Annotated in this window: 13 protein-coding genes and 1 pseudogene; 7 read left to right on the forward strand and 7 right to left on the reverse strand. The window is 59.4% G+C overall.

Features of this window, described 5'->3' with window-relative positions; genetic code table 11:
- Positions 1-147: 147 nt before the first annotated feature.
- Positions 148-672: pseudogene (locus tag QN224_RS27345) on the forward strand (RBBP9/YdeN family alpha/beta hydrolase); the annotation flags it as partial.
- A 432-nt stretch (positions 673-1,104) separates the two neighbouring features.
- Here QN224_RS27345 and QN224_RS27350 read toward each other — a convergent pair.
- Positions 1,105-4,473: an adenylate/guanylate cyclase domain-containing protein gene (locus tag QN224_RS27350; RefSeq protein WP_283979180.1), complete on the reverse strand. Its 3,369-nt coding sequence runs from the start codon at positions 4,471-4,473 to the stop codon at positions 1,105-1,107.
- Positions 4,474-4,948: 475 nt separating this feature from the next.
- Positions 4,949-5,254, reverse strand: coding sequence for a transposase family protein (locus QN224_RS27355; RefSeq protein ID WP_283979181.1), 306 nt, complete (start codon positions 5,252-5,254; stop codon positions 4,949-4,951).
- On the opposite strand from QN224_RS27355, the gene QN224_RS27360 reads away from it, so the two are divergent.
- The 3 genes from QN224_RS27360 to QN224_RS27370 all read left to right on the forward strand — a co-directional run bounded on the left by QN224_RS27360 (position 5,183) and on the right by QN224_RS27370 (position 6,252).
- Positions 5,183-5,365, forward strand: a complete 183-nt coding sequence (locus tag QN224_RS27360) for a hypothetical protein (RefSeq protein WP_283979196.1) — start codon at positions 5,183-5,185, stop codon at positions 5,363-5,365. The two genes, QN224_RS27355 and QN224_RS27360, sit on opposite strands and share 72 nt — an antisense overlap.
- 213 nt (positions 5,366-5,578) lie before the next feature.
- On the forward strand, positions 5,579-5,803 hold the full coding sequence (locus QN224_RS27365; protein ID WP_283979195.1) for a type II toxin-antitoxin system Phd/YefM family antitoxin: 225 nt from the start codon (positions 5,579-5,581) through the stop codon (positions 5,801-5,803).
- 26 nt (positions 5,804-5,829) lie between these two features.
- Positions 5,830-6,252 (forward strand): type II toxin-antitoxin system VapC family toxin, encoded by a 423-nt coding sequence (locus tag QN224_RS27370; protein WP_173514330.1) that lies wholly within the window; start codon positions 5,830-5,832, stop codon positions 6,250-6,252.
- A gap of 375 nt (positions 6,253-6,627) precedes the next feature.
- Here QN224_RS27370 and QN224_RS27380 read toward each other — a convergent pair whose 3' ends face one another.
- Positions 6,628-7,446, reverse strand: coding sequence for a Ku protein (locus QN224_RS27380; protein WP_283979182.1), 819 nt, complete (start codon positions 7,444-7,446; stop codon positions 6,628-6,630).
- Between the two features lie 11 nt (positions 7,447-7,457).
- Positions 7,458-8,375, reverse strand: coding sequence for a Ku protein (locus QN224_RS27385; protein ID WP_283979183.1), 918 nt, complete (start codon positions 8,373-8,375; stop codon positions 7,458-7,460).
- A 243-nt stretch (positions 8,376-8,618) separates the two neighbouring features.
- Between QN224_RS27385 and QN224_RS27390 the strand changes: the two genes are divergently transcribed.
- A complete protein-coding gene (locus QN224_RS27390; RefSeq protein WP_336621129.1) occupies positions 8,619-9,050 on the forward strand; it encodes a thermonuclease family protein in 432 nt (143 codons plus the stop codon).
- A gap of 25 nt (positions 9,051-9,075) precedes the next feature.
- Entirely contained in the window at positions 9,076-9,402 is a 327-nt protein-coding gene (locus QN224_RS27395) for a hypothetical protein (protein ID WP_283979185.1), read from the forward strand.
- A gap of 162 nt (positions 9,403-9,564) precedes the next feature.
- On the opposite strand, the gene QN224_RS27400 is transcribed toward QN224_RS27395, so the two are convergent.
- The 3 genes from QN224_RS27400 to QN224_RS27410 form a co-directional block, all read right to left on the reverse strand.
- A complete protein-coding gene (locus QN224_RS27400; protein ID WP_283979186.1) occupies positions 9,565-11,430 on the reverse strand; it encodes an adenylate/guanylate cyclase domain-containing protein in 1,866 nt (621 codons plus the stop codon).
- Positions 11,431-11,664: 234 nt separating this feature from the next.
- The gene (locus tag QN224_RS27405) at positions 11,665-12,021 is read right to left on the reverse strand and encodes a type II toxin-antitoxin system HicB family antitoxin (RefSeq protein ID WP_173514337.1); all 357 of its coding nucleotides are present in this window, start codon (positions 12,019-12,021) and stop codon (positions 11,665-11,667) included.
- Entirely contained in the window at positions 12,018-12,272 is a 255-nt protein-coding gene (locus QN224_RS27410; RefSeq protein ID WP_283979187.1) for a type II toxin-antitoxin system HicA family toxin, read from the reverse strand. Before QN224_RS27410 ends, QN224_RS27405 begins: the two co-directional genes overlap by 4 nt.
- Positions 12,273-12,915: 643 nt before the next feature.
- Between QN224_RS27410 and QN224_RS27415 the strand changes: the two genes are divergently transcribed.
- Positions 12,916-13,668: a protein-L-isoaspartate(D-aspartate) O-methyltransferase gene (locus QN224_RS27415; RefSeq protein ID WP_283979188.1), complete on the forward strand. Its 753-nt coding sequence runs from the start codon at positions 12,916-12,918 to the stop codon at positions 13,666-13,668.
- The last annotated feature ends 110 nt before the right edge of the window (positions 13,669-13,778 follow it).

Raw genomic sequence — 13,778 nt, forward strand, 5'->3', positions numbered from 1 at the left:
AACGGTCGTTCATCGTCATGTAAGAAGTTATTCTATAAACCTTATAGACATTAAACCATCTTTTCTTATCGCGACATTCCTCGCCGGGCACAATCGCAAACTGTACCGTCGAACTGGCGGCCGAACCTTTGCTGAGAGGCGGACGACATGGCAAAGACATTGATTGTTCCTGGGCTGGTTGGCTCGAGCGAGGGACATTGGCAACGCTATTGGCTCGCCGATCATCCGGCCGCGGCAATGGTCGCACAACAGGATTGGAACCACCCAAGGCTTGCTCGCTGGCGGGGGGCGCTCGAAGCGGAGATCTTGAGATATGAAACGGTCGACCTGGTGGCGCACAGCCTTGGCTCCGTCCTCGTAGCAGCCTTGGCAGACCGGCCCGTTGCCACACGCGTGAGGAGTGCCCTTCTGGTCGCGCCGTGTGATCTTGACGAAACGGAGCGGCTGCATCCCGGCGCAATCGACTTCGGACCCATGCCAAATCGCCCGCTACCGTTTCGAAGCCTTGTGGTGGGTAGTCTTAACGATCCTTACATGCCCTTCGCTCGCCTGAAGTCGCTCTGCGAAAAATGGGGCAGCAGCCTGGTCGACCTGGGGCACGCGGGACACATCAATGTTGCGAGTGGCTATGGCCGCTGGACCCACGGCTATAATCTGCTCAGGGTCCTGGAGGGTATTGCGGATCTCAAACCGCACCCTCCAGCGGCAGGGAAGCTTAGGAACTCGCTTGCTGTTGTCGATGCCGGCTCCGGACTGACGCAGGCTCACCTGTCTTCGAACCGAACGGAGGGAGTGACGCCTTCCGCTCCTGCTTCGCGACTGAGCACCCGAACGTTTGCCGGCCTCCCCCGCAAGTCGTCCAGTCCGAGTTGACCGGCAATTAGGACGATCTGACGAGGATAGGCTGGAACGATGCGGCTGAAATGATCTACAGCGCCCCGGGCGGGAACCTGAAAGTCGGATGCCCCTCGGCTGAGGTTGCTCCCAGCCGGGTTGCAGTCGTTGCGTGACTCCTTATGCTGCGACATTGCAACAACATATGTCGGAGTCAGAATCATCGCTCCATCGGGAGTTACGACATAGTCGTTGCAGCGGAGCAAGTGTTCAAGTGCTCAATTTACCACCTCCGCAACTCTCAAGGACCGCTTGAGCATCCTGAAGATCGACCGTCCCGTGGGTGTTTGAGAGACAGCCCAGGAGCGGCTTGAGCAGCTCACAGGCCTGCGCTCTAAGCCCCTGTGCTCGCCAAAGCCGGGCCAAACTCACCGCCGAGCGCAGTTCCCACATCTTCGCATCTTGCATGCGGGCGACGTCGAGGGCACGGCGGAAGCACGCCTCGATTTCGGCAGGATCGCACTCTGAGCTCGATGATATGAGTTCGCCCTTGAGCCGATGCAGCTCCGCCTCGCACCAGCGGTTGCCAGTGCGCGCGACAATGGTAAGCGCCTCGTCAATCAAGGTGCTACCCTCGGCAAAACGATCAGCCTTTCCATGCGCCTCCCCGAGTAGGCCCATGGCCCAAGGCGCAGTCATTCCTGACCCGATCGCCTGCATCCCAGCCAACCCGTTCCGCAACCGCTCGATACCTTCCGCGATCAGGCCCCGCTCCGCCAGGACCCACCCCTGTAGGAAGACTCCCTGGGTGTGCCAGAATGGAAATTCGTGTTCGGCCGCGAACGCCAACGCCAACTCCGCCGCCTCTTGCGCCTTCGCGATGTCGCGTCGATGGACGTGCAAAATCGCCGCCCATGTCAGCACATAGGCACGGCTGAACAAATGCTCGAGCCTCAAGGTCATTGCGAGCGCCTCGTCCATCAGCTCCAGCGCCCGGTCATCGTGGCCGAGATACCACAGCGCCATACCGCCACGGCACAGGCAGATCGGTCCTCCATCCTGTCCATAGAGCGCTAGATGGGCCCGGTGCTGGGCGATGTCGTACTGGCTGATTCCGTGCTCGAAGTGCTTCCATGCCGAGGCGAATTCGCCGCGCCAGGAGCAGGTAATGCCCAAAGCATAGGACGCTTCCACCACGAGCACAGGATCCGAGATCTGCTGCGCCAACCTCAGAAGCCGTTCGCCAAGGTCCCGTGCCGCGGAAAGCTCGGACCGCACGGCGTGATGAATGGTGAGACCGAGGAGCACCGGGAACAGCCTGGGCGTTTCCGGGATCCGCTCAGCCAGGTTGAGAGCACGGTTGTAGACGCGCTCGACCTCCGGGTGGCCATAGCCCTTCGCGGCGGTAAGCACTCGTCCCATGGTGATCAACAGCGTCAGCTCAAGCTCAAGGCGCTCCGGTCTCTCGGGCATCTGGGCGAGCAGGTCGAGTGCCTTGGCCAAATGGCCGATGGCCTCAGCGTTCGCCGCACGCTCGTTTGCGCGCTCGGCGGCCCGGTGCCAAAACACGAGGGCTTGCGGCAGCTCTCCTGCCTCCGTCAGATGATGGGCGAGGAGCTCCGGCTGAGCGGACACGACATGTGGGACGAGTTCTTCGAAGACCTGCGCAATACGGCGATGTAGTTCCCGGCGGCGGCTCTTGAGGAGCGACTGATACGCGGTATCTCGGACGAGCGCGTGCTTGAAGCTGTAGATCGCGTTAGGGGGACTTCCGCGCCGAAAAACCAGCTCAGTAGCAACCAGTTGATCAAGGCTCCTCTGCAGCTCATGCTTATCGACCACTGCTAACGCCGCAATCAGCTCATAGGAGAACTCGCGCCCAATGCAGGCGCCGATCTGGGCCACCACCTTGGCCCTGCCGAGGCGGTCGAGGCGGGCCATCAGCGAGTCGTATAGTGTTACCGGGATCGCCAGCTGCGGCATATGTGCAGCCCGTCCGAACTGATCGCCGGCCACTCCCAGGAGACCAGATTCGAGCATGGTTTTGGTCAACTCCTCAAGGTACAGCGGTACGCCATCGGTGTTGGCCAGGATGTAATCGAGCATGCCGGCAGGCAGTGGCTTTCCGCCGGTCAGCCGTTCGACCAGCGATTGTGCGTGCACCCGGTCGAGACGATTCAGGACCACCTTTGTCACGTGCGGGTAACTACGCCAAGGCGGGACGAACTCGGGCCTGTGGGTAATGATCAGCAGCGCCGGGAGCTGCCGTATGTGGTTCACGAACAAGCCGAACAGCTCAAGGCTACTCGCGTCCAGCCAGTGAGCGTCCTCAAGCACCAGGAGCACCGGCTGCTTCGCAGCAAGTCTGGCAAGCTGGGCCATGAGCACGCCGAATGTTCGGTTCTTACGCTGTTGGGGCGCAAGATCCAGCACTGGACAGCGGCCGGAGCCGGGAATTCCGAGAAGCTCGGCCAACAATGGGAGCGCTTCGCCCAGCTCACCCACCTGTTCCGCGATCAGCGCCTGGAGTTTGGCGAGCTTCACGACCGATGAATCCTCGCGCTCAAATCCCGCTTCCTGTTCAAGCTGGGCAATCACCGGACGAAGCGCGCTGTTGACGTGGTATGGCGACGCGAAGTAGCGGCGCAACCTGTGTGGTTCTCGAAAGAGACGCTCGCGAAGGGCCAAGGCGAGACGCGACTTGCCAATTCCGGCCTCACCCTCGAGCAGGACGACCTGACCTTCGTTGGCCTTGGCCCGAGTCCAGCGATCAACCAACAATGCGAGTTCCGGGTCACGGCCGACCAACGGCAGCACGGTCGCGTGACCGGCCTCGAAGCGGTCGTCGCCACGCACTTCGCCGAGCACCCGAAACGCTTCAGCCGCCCCGGAAAAACCTTTAATCGGCTGCAGTCCGATGCTTTCGAGCTTGAACTGGCCCCGCAGCAGTGCGCGCGTCGCTTCAGCAATGACTACTGTGCCGGATCCTGCCAACGTCTGTAGGCGGGCCGCCAGGTTCGGCGTTTCACCTACGACGCTGCATTCCTCGGCCTCGCCGGTGCCGATGATGTCACCCACCACGACCAGGCCAGTGGCGATTCCGATCCGAACAGCCAGGTGTTCGCCTGCCGCATCCAGCCGGTCGACAGCCTCAACGACCGCGAGGCCGGCCCTCACGGCCCGCTCGGCATCTTCCTCGTGAGCCTGCGGATAGCCGAAGTATACGAGGACGCCGTCGCCCATATACTTGGCAACAAAACCGTCGTACCGGCCGACGATCTCGGTGGCGCAAGCACGGTAGGCAACGATCGACTGCCGTAGGTCTTCTGGATCGAGGCGGGCGGAGAGTGCTGTCGATCCAACGAGATCGCAGAACATGACCGTAAGCTGTCGCCGTTCCGCCTCGCTGTGGATTGGTGACACGGAGGGACGGAGTGCTGCCGTGGGCGGCGGCGACTGCTGAGCCAGGGTCGCGGCCGCCCTGAGAAAACGCTTGCGGTCACCAAGCGACAGTCCGAGCTCCTTGAGGTCGGCATCGGTGAGATCGTCGACGACATCGAGATCGATGCCGTTCTTCAAGAAGGTTTGGCGATACTGCTCAAGCCTGATGCTGGCGAGCCATTCTCCGATGTCGGGCATGACCTAGCATCCTCTGACATGGTCGAATTCGGCTTGTTCTGAGGCGCTTTCCCTATGAGTCGAGGATATTAAACCTGTGGCCCTGGTCAGTCCTCGTCAATTCAGTCCCACGAGCAGCAAGTGGTCGACCACCACCGCCTTTCCTGAAGGCTCGTCCGGGTTCGCGATTAGCCCGCGTGAAGCTAAATCCCCGGAGCGGGAATGAAAGCATCGGAAAGGCTGTGCCCAGTCTGATTTGAGTGATTGCAGCTTATTGTAAGAATGCGGCCGTTTCAGTTACCTTGGGCACTTTCATGACGAGAATTAGTTGCCACAACCGGTCTTGGTGTGCTCAACCGGCTGGCGCTGAAATGCATGAAGGCGTGGGCCTTGGAGATCTTCTCAAGCCTGAAAAAATGGAGGCATCAGCATCTCCGGCCGCCTGGCGAGCAATTTGCCCATTTTTGCCCGCGGAGATATGTCGGTGGCATTCTCTTCAAGTTCGAGCGGGGATCCGCCTCCTATTCGTACGGAATTGCCTCTGTCTCCCGCAGAGCACGGCATCACAAGTAAACCTTCGTGTCTGCACGAGCAGCCTGACGCGTTTCCCAGAGAGGGGAAGGTCCGCGACTTCGCGGCAATAGCGACTACGAACCGTTCGCGACATTCGTCCGCATGCCGGACATGCCGCAGTAGCGTGGGCTCGGGAAAGCAAAATGGAGGTCTCATCGTGAATGTGGGTGATGCTTTCGGCGATGAAGCCAGCCGGTATCAAATCCGAGGTGCGAAACGTGGTGCTCATCAGGCTGATTCCTTTGTGGAAACCAGCAAAGCAGCATCGTTACAACGCATCAAAACTGAGTCAGAGCCAATATTGGATGCCGATCGGGGGTCAAAGTTCAGTGCCGATTGACATCCTGAGCATTTGCGTAGGCGCCCTTGCTGTACCTTTCCAATCCACTGAAAGCGCAAAGCGGGCCTTAGCGCTCAGATCACTTCTGTGCTCTTCAAGTCGTATGCGGCGCCGGATAACTCCATTAGAGTTGATGCACACGCTCGGTTCCCGCTGGCTTGTTATTTTTTCCTTTGATGCTAAATGTAGGTAATTACCTACATGGAGGTGGCAGTGCGCATCACGGCGCTTTCAAGCCGAGAGCTGAACCACGACGTGAGTAGCGCCAAGAAGGCGGCAAAAAGCGGTCCGGTCATCATTACGGACCGCGGCAAGCCTTCCCATGTCCTAATGGCCTATGACGAATTTGAGCGCTTGACGGGCAAGCACCGCAGTCTTGTCGAAGCTCTCGCCATGCCTGGCCTCTCGGCGATCGATTTCGAGCCGCCCCGCGTTTAAATGGGGCCGCGCGAAGTGGACTTGTCTTGAGATACCTGCTGGATACCAACGTCGTTTCTGAACTGCGCAAGGTCGGCGATGGCAAGGCCGACAGCAACGTGACAGCGTGGGTTGGAGCGGAGGATGCGACGCGCTTCTTCCTTTCAGCCATCACGATTCTCGAACTGGAGCGCGGGGTACTCGGGGTGCAGCGCCGGGACGCCGCACAAGCCGCTCGGCTGCGTTCTTGGCTTGACAGTCATGTGCGCCCGGAATTCACCGGCCGTATCCTGCCGGTTGACGATGCGGTTGCGACACGTTGCGCGCACCTGTACATCCCCGACCGGCGCAACGAGGCCGACGCGCTGATTGCGGCGACCGCTCTCGTCCACGATATGATCGTCGTGACCCGAAACATTAGAGACTTCGAGGGCACTGGCGTCGTTGTTGTTGATCCTTGGCAAGGCTGATGGCATCACTTCCACTCGGGTCAAGGTCAAGGACCGCGTATACTGGTATTTCGATCAGCCTGACGACGAAGGCGGCCAGCAGCGCAAATATGTTGGCCCCGCTGAGGATCCGTAGATTTCGAAGCGTGTTAAAGACTTCTCCCGCACGAAAGCTGATTACAGGATACGTCGACGTCTGGTCTCGAGTCTGACGCGGGATGGCGGCCTTCTGGCGGCCGACCGAACCTCAGGATTGATCGTCGAAACTCTTGCGGCCGTGGGGCTCTTCCGGCTTCGGGCCGCGCCGCACCACCGATGAATGTTCTTATTATGTTCCAGTTTGTGATAGAGTCAATGCGGTTTCGCGGGGGCGAGGGAGATTCGCTGTATCTGCGCCTATGACTTCTTGCCGCCGGACTTCTTCGTCTCGAGGCTCTTCTTCAGCGCCGACATGAGGTCGATCACGTTGCCGGTGTAGGCAGGCTCTTCATCCTTGCCCTTCGGTTTTGCGCCTTTCTTTGCCGACTTGCGCTTGCTCTCTATGATTTCCTTGAGCTTTTCCTGCACCGGATCCTGGACCATGTCCGGGTTCCACGGTTTGCTCCGCTCCTCGATGAGCGATGTGACGAGGCTCATCAGTTTGGGATCGGTGTCGCCGTCGCCGATGTCGCCAAAATAGTTTTCCGGCTCCCTCACCTCGTCGCCATAGCGGAGCGTCCAAACGATGATGCCTTTGCCGCATGGCTCCAACATCACGGCGCGCTCGCGTCGGCCGATGACGAGCCTTGATATGCCGACGACCTTCTCTGCCTCCATGGCGTCGCGGATGACGCTGAATGCCTCGTGACCCACCTCGTCAGACGGCGACAGATAGTGCGGCTTCTCCAACCAGACCCATTCGATCGTGTTGCGCGGCACGAACTTTTCGATGTCGATGGTCCTGGCACTCTCGAGCGCGACACTCTCCAGTTCCTCATCCTCGATCACTAGGAAGTCGTTTTCGCCGCGCTCATAGCCCTTCGCCTCGTCGTCCTCGTCGACTACCTTGCCGGTCTCAGCGTCGACATACCTGGAGACGACCCGGTTGTTCGTCTTCCGATTCAGCGTGTGGAAGCGGACCTTCTCCGATTCGCTTGTGGCCGGCATCATCGAAACGGGGCAGGTCACCAGCGAGAGCTTGAGATAGCCTTTCCAATATGGGCGTGGGGGCGCCATCCTTCACCTCCCTAGCTTGCACGGCGACGCTGAGCGGGTGCGCTCTTCGCCGCGGTCTTTGTCTTCGCCTTTGCTGCGGCCGAACGGGTTGCTTTCGATCTTCCCTTGGCCGCGCTTGCCTTGCTGGCACGCCTTTTCGGTTCAGCCGACGCCTTGATGCCGGCGCTCTCACGCAGTGCCTCCAGCAGATCGCTGGCTTTCGAGACCTTCGGAGGCGCGCGCTTCGGCAGGGTCTTGCCTTCGAGCTTGGCCTTGACCAGTTCTGCGAGCGCCGCTTCGTACCGATCATCGAATTCGTCGGCCGAGAAGGTCCCCTTCTTCGTGCCGATGATGTGCTTGGCAAGGTCGAGCATCTCGCCCTTGATCTTGATTTCCGGGATTTCCTTGAACGCCTCTTTCGCGCTTCGAACCTCGTAGTCGAAGTTCAGTGTTGTGGCGATCAATCCTTTGTCGTGCGTGCGAACCAGCACGGTGCGCATCCGCCGGAACAGGACGGTCTGGGCGATTGCGGCGACTTTCTTCTTCCGCATGCCTTCACGCAGCAGGGCATAGGCGTCGATGCCCATCTTATCGGGCGTCAGGTAATAGGGCCTGTCGAAGAATACCTTGTCGATGTCGTCACAGGCAATGAACGCCTGGACGCGCAAAGTCTTGTCGCTCTCCGGAACCGCGGCGGCGACTTCCTCCGGCTCGAGCACGACGTATCTGTCGTTGTCGAGCTCGTAGCCTTTGACCTGATCCTCCTTCTCCACCGGCTTTCCGGTCGCGCTGTCGACGAATTCGCGCCGTACCCGGTTGCCGGTCTCCCGGTTCACGGTGTGAAAGGAGATCCGCTCCGAAGTCGACGTCGCGGTATAAAGCGCCACAGGCGCGGTCACTTCGCCAAACCGTATGTAGCCCTTCCATTGGGCTCGCCCCGCGACTGCCATTGTTTCGCTCCTGACGCATTTCGCAAATCCAGGGAGTCAACCGAATCACTTTCCGCTTTGTTCCGGTTTCGCTGATATAATCGGCGATTAGGTTGCGAGCGCGCGCCGGCTCTCCTGATCTCGACGCATGGTTGCTTTTCTGCTTTACTCTACCTGCAATGGGGGGACGCGGTGGGGACCGTCGTAAGATTTCGGCGACAGAAAAAGCAACTGGCACAGCGCGCAAGGAAACCCTTGTCGCCATTGCTGTTCGTTGCGCCGTTGGCCGCTATTGCTTCCGGCGCGGTCTATGGCTGGGCAACCATGCCGCCGCAAGACACTATCACCGCATCCTTCCCAATCTGTGCAGCGGGCGCGCGGACGACGTGTGTCGTGGATGGCGATACATTCTGGATAGACGGCATCAAGTACCGGATCTCGGACATAGACACGCCGGAGATCGGCGAGCCTAAATGCGCCTGGGAGCGGGAACTCGGACAGCGCGCCAAGTATCGGCTGCAGAGCCTGTTGAATAACGGCCCCTTCGGTCTCAAGGCGGGCCCGCGCGACGAGGATAAATACGGCCGGAAGCTGCGCGAGGTCTACCGCCTCGGCCGATCGCTCGGCGCACAGCTCGTCGACGAGGGGCTTGCTCATCGCTGGATTGGCTTCAAGCAGTCCTGGTGTGACGTGTGAAACAATCGCGAGGCAGGTGGCGTAGATGCAGGACCACGACTCCACAATCGAGTTGGGCTCTATTGTGAACGCTGTAACAGCCTTGCTCAATCAGGATGCGGGTCTAGGCCTGTTGGTTGGGCTCCTGGTCGGATTGCTGGCGTACTTTACGGTGTCGAAGCTCCTTGGCGTGAGTCGAACAACTGGGGGCAAATCAACAGTCGAACGGCAATTCAGGAACGTCTTCGCCATCATGGATGAAGTTCGCCGGCAGTCTATCATCCGCTACTACATGGAGAAGTACGAATGTGGTCGCGAGGAGGCCATGCGTCGGGCCGTTGATGAGCGCCAACGCGAGGCTAACAGGTGGTAGCGGAGCAATCGGCGGCGTGACGCCGTCAGAGGCAGATGTCGCACATAGGATTTGGCCTCCCACCAGCGCATTCGCGACTGGTAGAGTTCGAGCATAGTCCGTGGGGTGGTCCGCTGTTTGGATCTGTTCCGGGCCGAGGCAATCAGCCGAGCTGGGTCGAAGCTATTGCGGAGAGCCACTCGGAAGGCCGGCGCGCGCAAGGTCGGCGGCCGCCTCATCGAGAATGGTCGGATCTCTGAAATTCCACGCCTGACGCCAGGACTCGATCGTCGCCGTCGGCGCTGCCTTGAGCATCTTCGCAACGGCAGCTCGGGCCTCTGCTTCGCGCCCGAGACGCATATAGGCAATAGCCAATAGTAACGGAGCGTCCGCGAATTCCGCGGCCTTCAGCACCTCAACCGCGTCTTCGTTTCTGCCAAGCACGATAAAGGTCGCACCTCGCACGTAGTTAAAGAACCATGACAAGCCGGGATCCCGCGCTGCCGCAGCGTCGGTCAGTTCCAGCGCCTTTTCGGGCTGACCGGCCGACAGGAAAATGTTGCCGGCGTCCGTAAGTGTGAAGGCATTGTATGGTGCCGCCGCGAGCGCCTTGTTCATTTCCACGACAGCCCCGTCATGGTCCCCGTTGATCGTCAGAAGCCATGCGTAAAGCCAGTGTGCCAATCTTGCCACCTGCGGGCTTAGGTTCTTGTCTGATAGCACCTGCTTGGACAGACGATCCGCCTCCCGGAGATCAGCCTGCGGGTCAGCACTGTAGAGCAGCGCAACCTTTAGCCAGTGAGACCATCCCAGCTCCACCGTCAGCAAGGGGGAACCAGGGAACACCTGCAGCCCCTGTCGAGAGATCTCACCAGATCGCTCGAGACCTTCCTTCGTATACAGGTTCAATTGGCTTTCCGCGCGCAGGTAATAGTCGTATTCAGCGAGGTTCGTGCTGTCCTTACCCCAAGCCTGACTGTAATCAGCCTTGCGAATGGCGCCGAACTCACCCGTCATCGCCCCCACGATCTTTCCGGTTAACTCATCCTGGAGCGCCCACGGGTCGGTTCCGGCCTCGTCGAAGCGGTCTGCCCAGACATGCTCGCCCGTGTTGGCGTTGATCAGTTGGGCGATAATGCGGATCCTATTGCCTTCTTTGCGCACGCTACCTTCGACGACATAGCCAACGCCCAGCTCCTTGCCGATCTGGCGGATATCGCCTTCCTGGCCTTGGTAAGCAAAGGACGAGGTTCGCGACACGACTGCAATGTCGGAAAACCGCGAGAGGATGGCGATGACGTCGTTCGCCAGCCCTTCTCCCAAGTACCCTAGGCTCTTGTCAGCACTCAAATCCTTGAAGGGAAGCACGGCGACAGACGGGACGGTACTGGACCCCCCAGGAGCCGGCAGTGATAGCGGATTATATAGCGCCACCCATACCGCCACTGCGGCCGCCAAGATGGCCGCCGGCACGCCAAGTGCCCACCACAGTCGGGCGCTCCCGCGCTTGTGCAGAATGCGTCGGCGTGGCGGGGCGTCCATGCGCACGTGGTAGACGTCGACAGGCTCTTCGATGTTCTTAACCTTCTGCCGCCCGGCGGAGTCGAAGCCAAAGGCGAGCTTTTTTTCGACCTCCTTTGCCACCTTTCCTGAAACACAGATGCCGCCTGGACGCGCGAGTTGCTCCAGCCTGGCCGCGACGTTCACGCCTTCTCCATACCGGTCCTCGCCGTCGACGATTACTTCTCCGATATTGATGCCGATCCGGACGTCAAACCTTTCCTCTTCAGGGACGGCAGCATTTCGCTCTGCCATTCCGCGCTGGAGAGACACGGCGCATTCGACAGCGTCGACAACGCTCCCGAACTCCGCAAGGAGCCCATCACCCATGAGCTTGAAGACCCGCCCATGATGCCTTGTAATTTCCGGTTCAAACAGCTCAGTGCGTCGCGTCCGAAGGCGTTCAAAGGTCGCCGCTTCGTCTTGCTCCATGAGTGCGGAGTACCCGACCACGTCGGCGGCCAGGATTGCAGATAATCTGCGCTCCATGTCTTAGTCCCCAACATGAATTCCCCGCAAACATTGTACATGACTCCGCCGAATGTTTCACGGTCATCTAATAAAGGTTCTCTTCAAAGAGGCGCCATCGCAAGCGATAACGGCACAGAGAAATGTACCCTACGGGCTCAGAAGATCGCATAATGTATCGACTGGAACGCCAATTCATCGAACGGCCAGTCGCAGCAGGGCGAATTGCGGATTTATAATGGGCCGCAACGGGCACTACGCCGATAGGCGTGCCTCGGCAAAGTGGTTGGCCGCTTCTTCCAACACCTCTTCTGCCCATTGGTTAAGGCTCTTTCCCGAAAGTTCAGCAGCAAGAGCTGCTCGGCGATGGACTTCGGGAGCGACACGAAACATCATCTTACCTGAATAGGGTCTCTGAGGCTCCTTGCCTATTTTCCTGCAGGTCTCGAGGTAATCATCGACTGCCTCATGGAAGGCTTTCTTAAGTTCAACGACGCTATCGCCGTGAAAGCCGATAACATCGGAAATACCTGCAATCTTGCCGAAAAACACTTCGTCCTCAGCATCGAATTCGATGCGAGCGTGGTACCCGTTGTAAGTCATAGTATTCATGGCGTTACTCCAATTTGCATCAGGAACTCGCGAGCATCGCGCACCTGATACCGCTTTGCTTCCTTGTCCGGATGGGGTCTGTGGAAGCTCGCAATGATGCCGTTTTTTTCGAACTTAACGCGAGAGCCGTTTCCTTCGATTACGTCCGCTCCGGCGGCCACAAGCAGGTTCTCTATGGCGGCCCATTCAATGGTTCCAGAGACCGGATCCTTGAATACGGCCGCGAGGGTCTTTCTCTGCTTGCTGTTCATGCTAGCAAATATAAAGATGCTTGCTGTTTATGCAAGCATAAACTCAACAGCTTCGTGAATTCGATGGAAGTGAACACGCCCTACGCTCACTTGCGGCGGATCAAGGCCGGAGCGGGGCCCTCGCTAAGATATTGTGCCGTCCTCGGATACGCGATGAGCTGGATGGTAAGGACGCCGCCTTCGTTCTTAAGATCAAATACTGGCTTTGGTGGATTTTATAATTACGGGTCCGCAGTTCGAGTCCGTTCAAGGCGGCGGATGCAAGTCGACTCCCGAGGGCGCAGTCGCATCGGTGGCCATCCCGATCGTCTCAGGTGGGTGGTTTTCTGACTTTTTATGCACCGCTGAGGAACTTCGCCTTTGCGACTCGTTGCGGACCTTTCGGTAAGCTTTCAACAGCGCGCTCCTGCTCCGGTCTCAACTCCCTCCTCAATGCTCTCCAGTACAGTAACTTTCTTGATTTCAGTGGATGAATGTTCTGCAAATCATGAGAGTGAGCCGTTATGGAGGCGCGGCCACTTTCCGGCAGCGCCATCGCTTTGTTCTGGAGTCTTAAGCTTGAGCGCGGCAGAGACCCGAGCGAGATTTGTTCAAAATTGCCGCTGCCGCCACTATACTCGGCGTTACAGCCGGGAGAGAGTTCATGCGTCCTCTAGCCCAGTGCCAAGCGTTACTGGCCGCGGTTCTGGCGAGCGCTGCCGCCGTGGTTTCGACATCCGCGCCCGCTCAGGATCGCGCCGGCGAACGTGCAGCGATGATCGAGACGATCAAATCGCACGCCCGCTCAGCGCCCTCAGCGGTCGAGGGCCAGGGCATCGATCCGGCCGTGCTGAAGACGATGGGGAAGGTGCCGCGCCACTTTTTCGTGCCCGAGGAGCAGCGCGGCGCGGCCTATCGAGATCGGCCACTGCCGATCGGATACGGTCAGACCATCTCGCAGCCCTTCATCGTCGCGCTGATGACCGACCTGATCAACATCGGGCCTGGCGACTCTGTCCTCGAGATCGGTACTGGCTCGGGCTATCAGGCAGCCGTCTTGTCGCCGCTCGCAGCGAAGGTATACTCGATTGAGATCATACCGGAACTGGGCGAAACGGCGGCCGCCCGCCTCGCGGAGCTCCGATTCAACAATGTCGAGGTGAAGGTAGACGACGGTTACTATGGGTGGCCTGCGCACGGGCCCTTCGACGGCATCGTGGTAACTGCCGCTGCCAGCCACATCCCGCCGCCGCTGGTTGAGCAGCTCGCCAAGGGGGGCCGGATGGTCGTGCCCGTGGGAGGTCCCTTCGCGACCCAGTTTCTCATGCTGGTCGAGAAGCGGCGGGACGGAAGCATTACGACCCGGCAGCTGCTGCCGGTAAGCTTTGTGCCGCTGCGTGGAGGTGGGGCCCGATGAGAGCGGGGCGCCTGCTGCCGGTTGGTCTCATATCGGCGGCAACCCTTGCCCATGAAGTGCTGCTGATGCGGCTCTTTTCGATCATTCAGTGGCATCAATTTGCCTATATG

The organism is Sinorhizobium sp. 7-81 (assembly GCF_030124405.1).
GTDB classification, from domain to species: Bacteria; Pseudomonadota; Alphaproteobacteria; order Rhizobiales; family Rhizobiaceae; genus Sinorhizobium; species Sinorhizobium psoraleae.

Coding starts and splice junctions, on each gene's coding strand:
- QN224_RS27350 (WP_283979180.1), bottom strand. CDS start 4,473: ATGCCCGACATCGGAGAATGGCTCGCCAGCATCAGGCTTGAGCAGTAT.
- QN224_RS27355 (WP_283979181.1), bottom strand. CDS start 5,254: ATGAGCACCACGTTTCGCACCTCGGATTTGATACCGGCTGGCTTCATC.
- QN224_RS27380 (WP_283979182.1), bottom strand. CDS start 7,446: ATGGCGCCCCCACGCCCATATTGGAAAGGCTATCTCAAGCTCTCGCTG.
- QN224_RS27385 (WP_283979183.1), bottom strand. CDS start 8,375: ATGGCAGTCGCGGGGCGAGCCCAATGGAAGGGCTACATACGGTTTGGC.
- QN224_RS27395 (WP_283979185.1), top strand. CDS start 9,076: ATGCAGGACCACGACTCCACAATCGAGTTGGGCTCTATTGTGAACGCT.
- QN224_RS27400 (WP_283979186.1), bottom strand. CDS start 11,430: ATGGAGCGCAGATTATCTGCAATCCTGGCCGCCGACGTGGTCGGGTAC.
- QN224_RS27405 (WP_173514337.1), bottom strand. CDS start 12,021: ATGAATACTATGACTTACAACGGGTACCACGCTCGCATCGAATTCGAT.
- QN224_RS27410 (WP_283979187.1), bottom strand. CDS start 12,272: ATGAACAGCAAGCAGAGAAAGACCCTCGCGGCCGTATTCAAGGATCCG.
- QN224_RS27415 (WP_283979188.1), top strand. CDS start 12,916: ATGCGTCCTCTAGCCCAGTGCCAAGCGTTACTGGCCGCGGTTCTGGCG.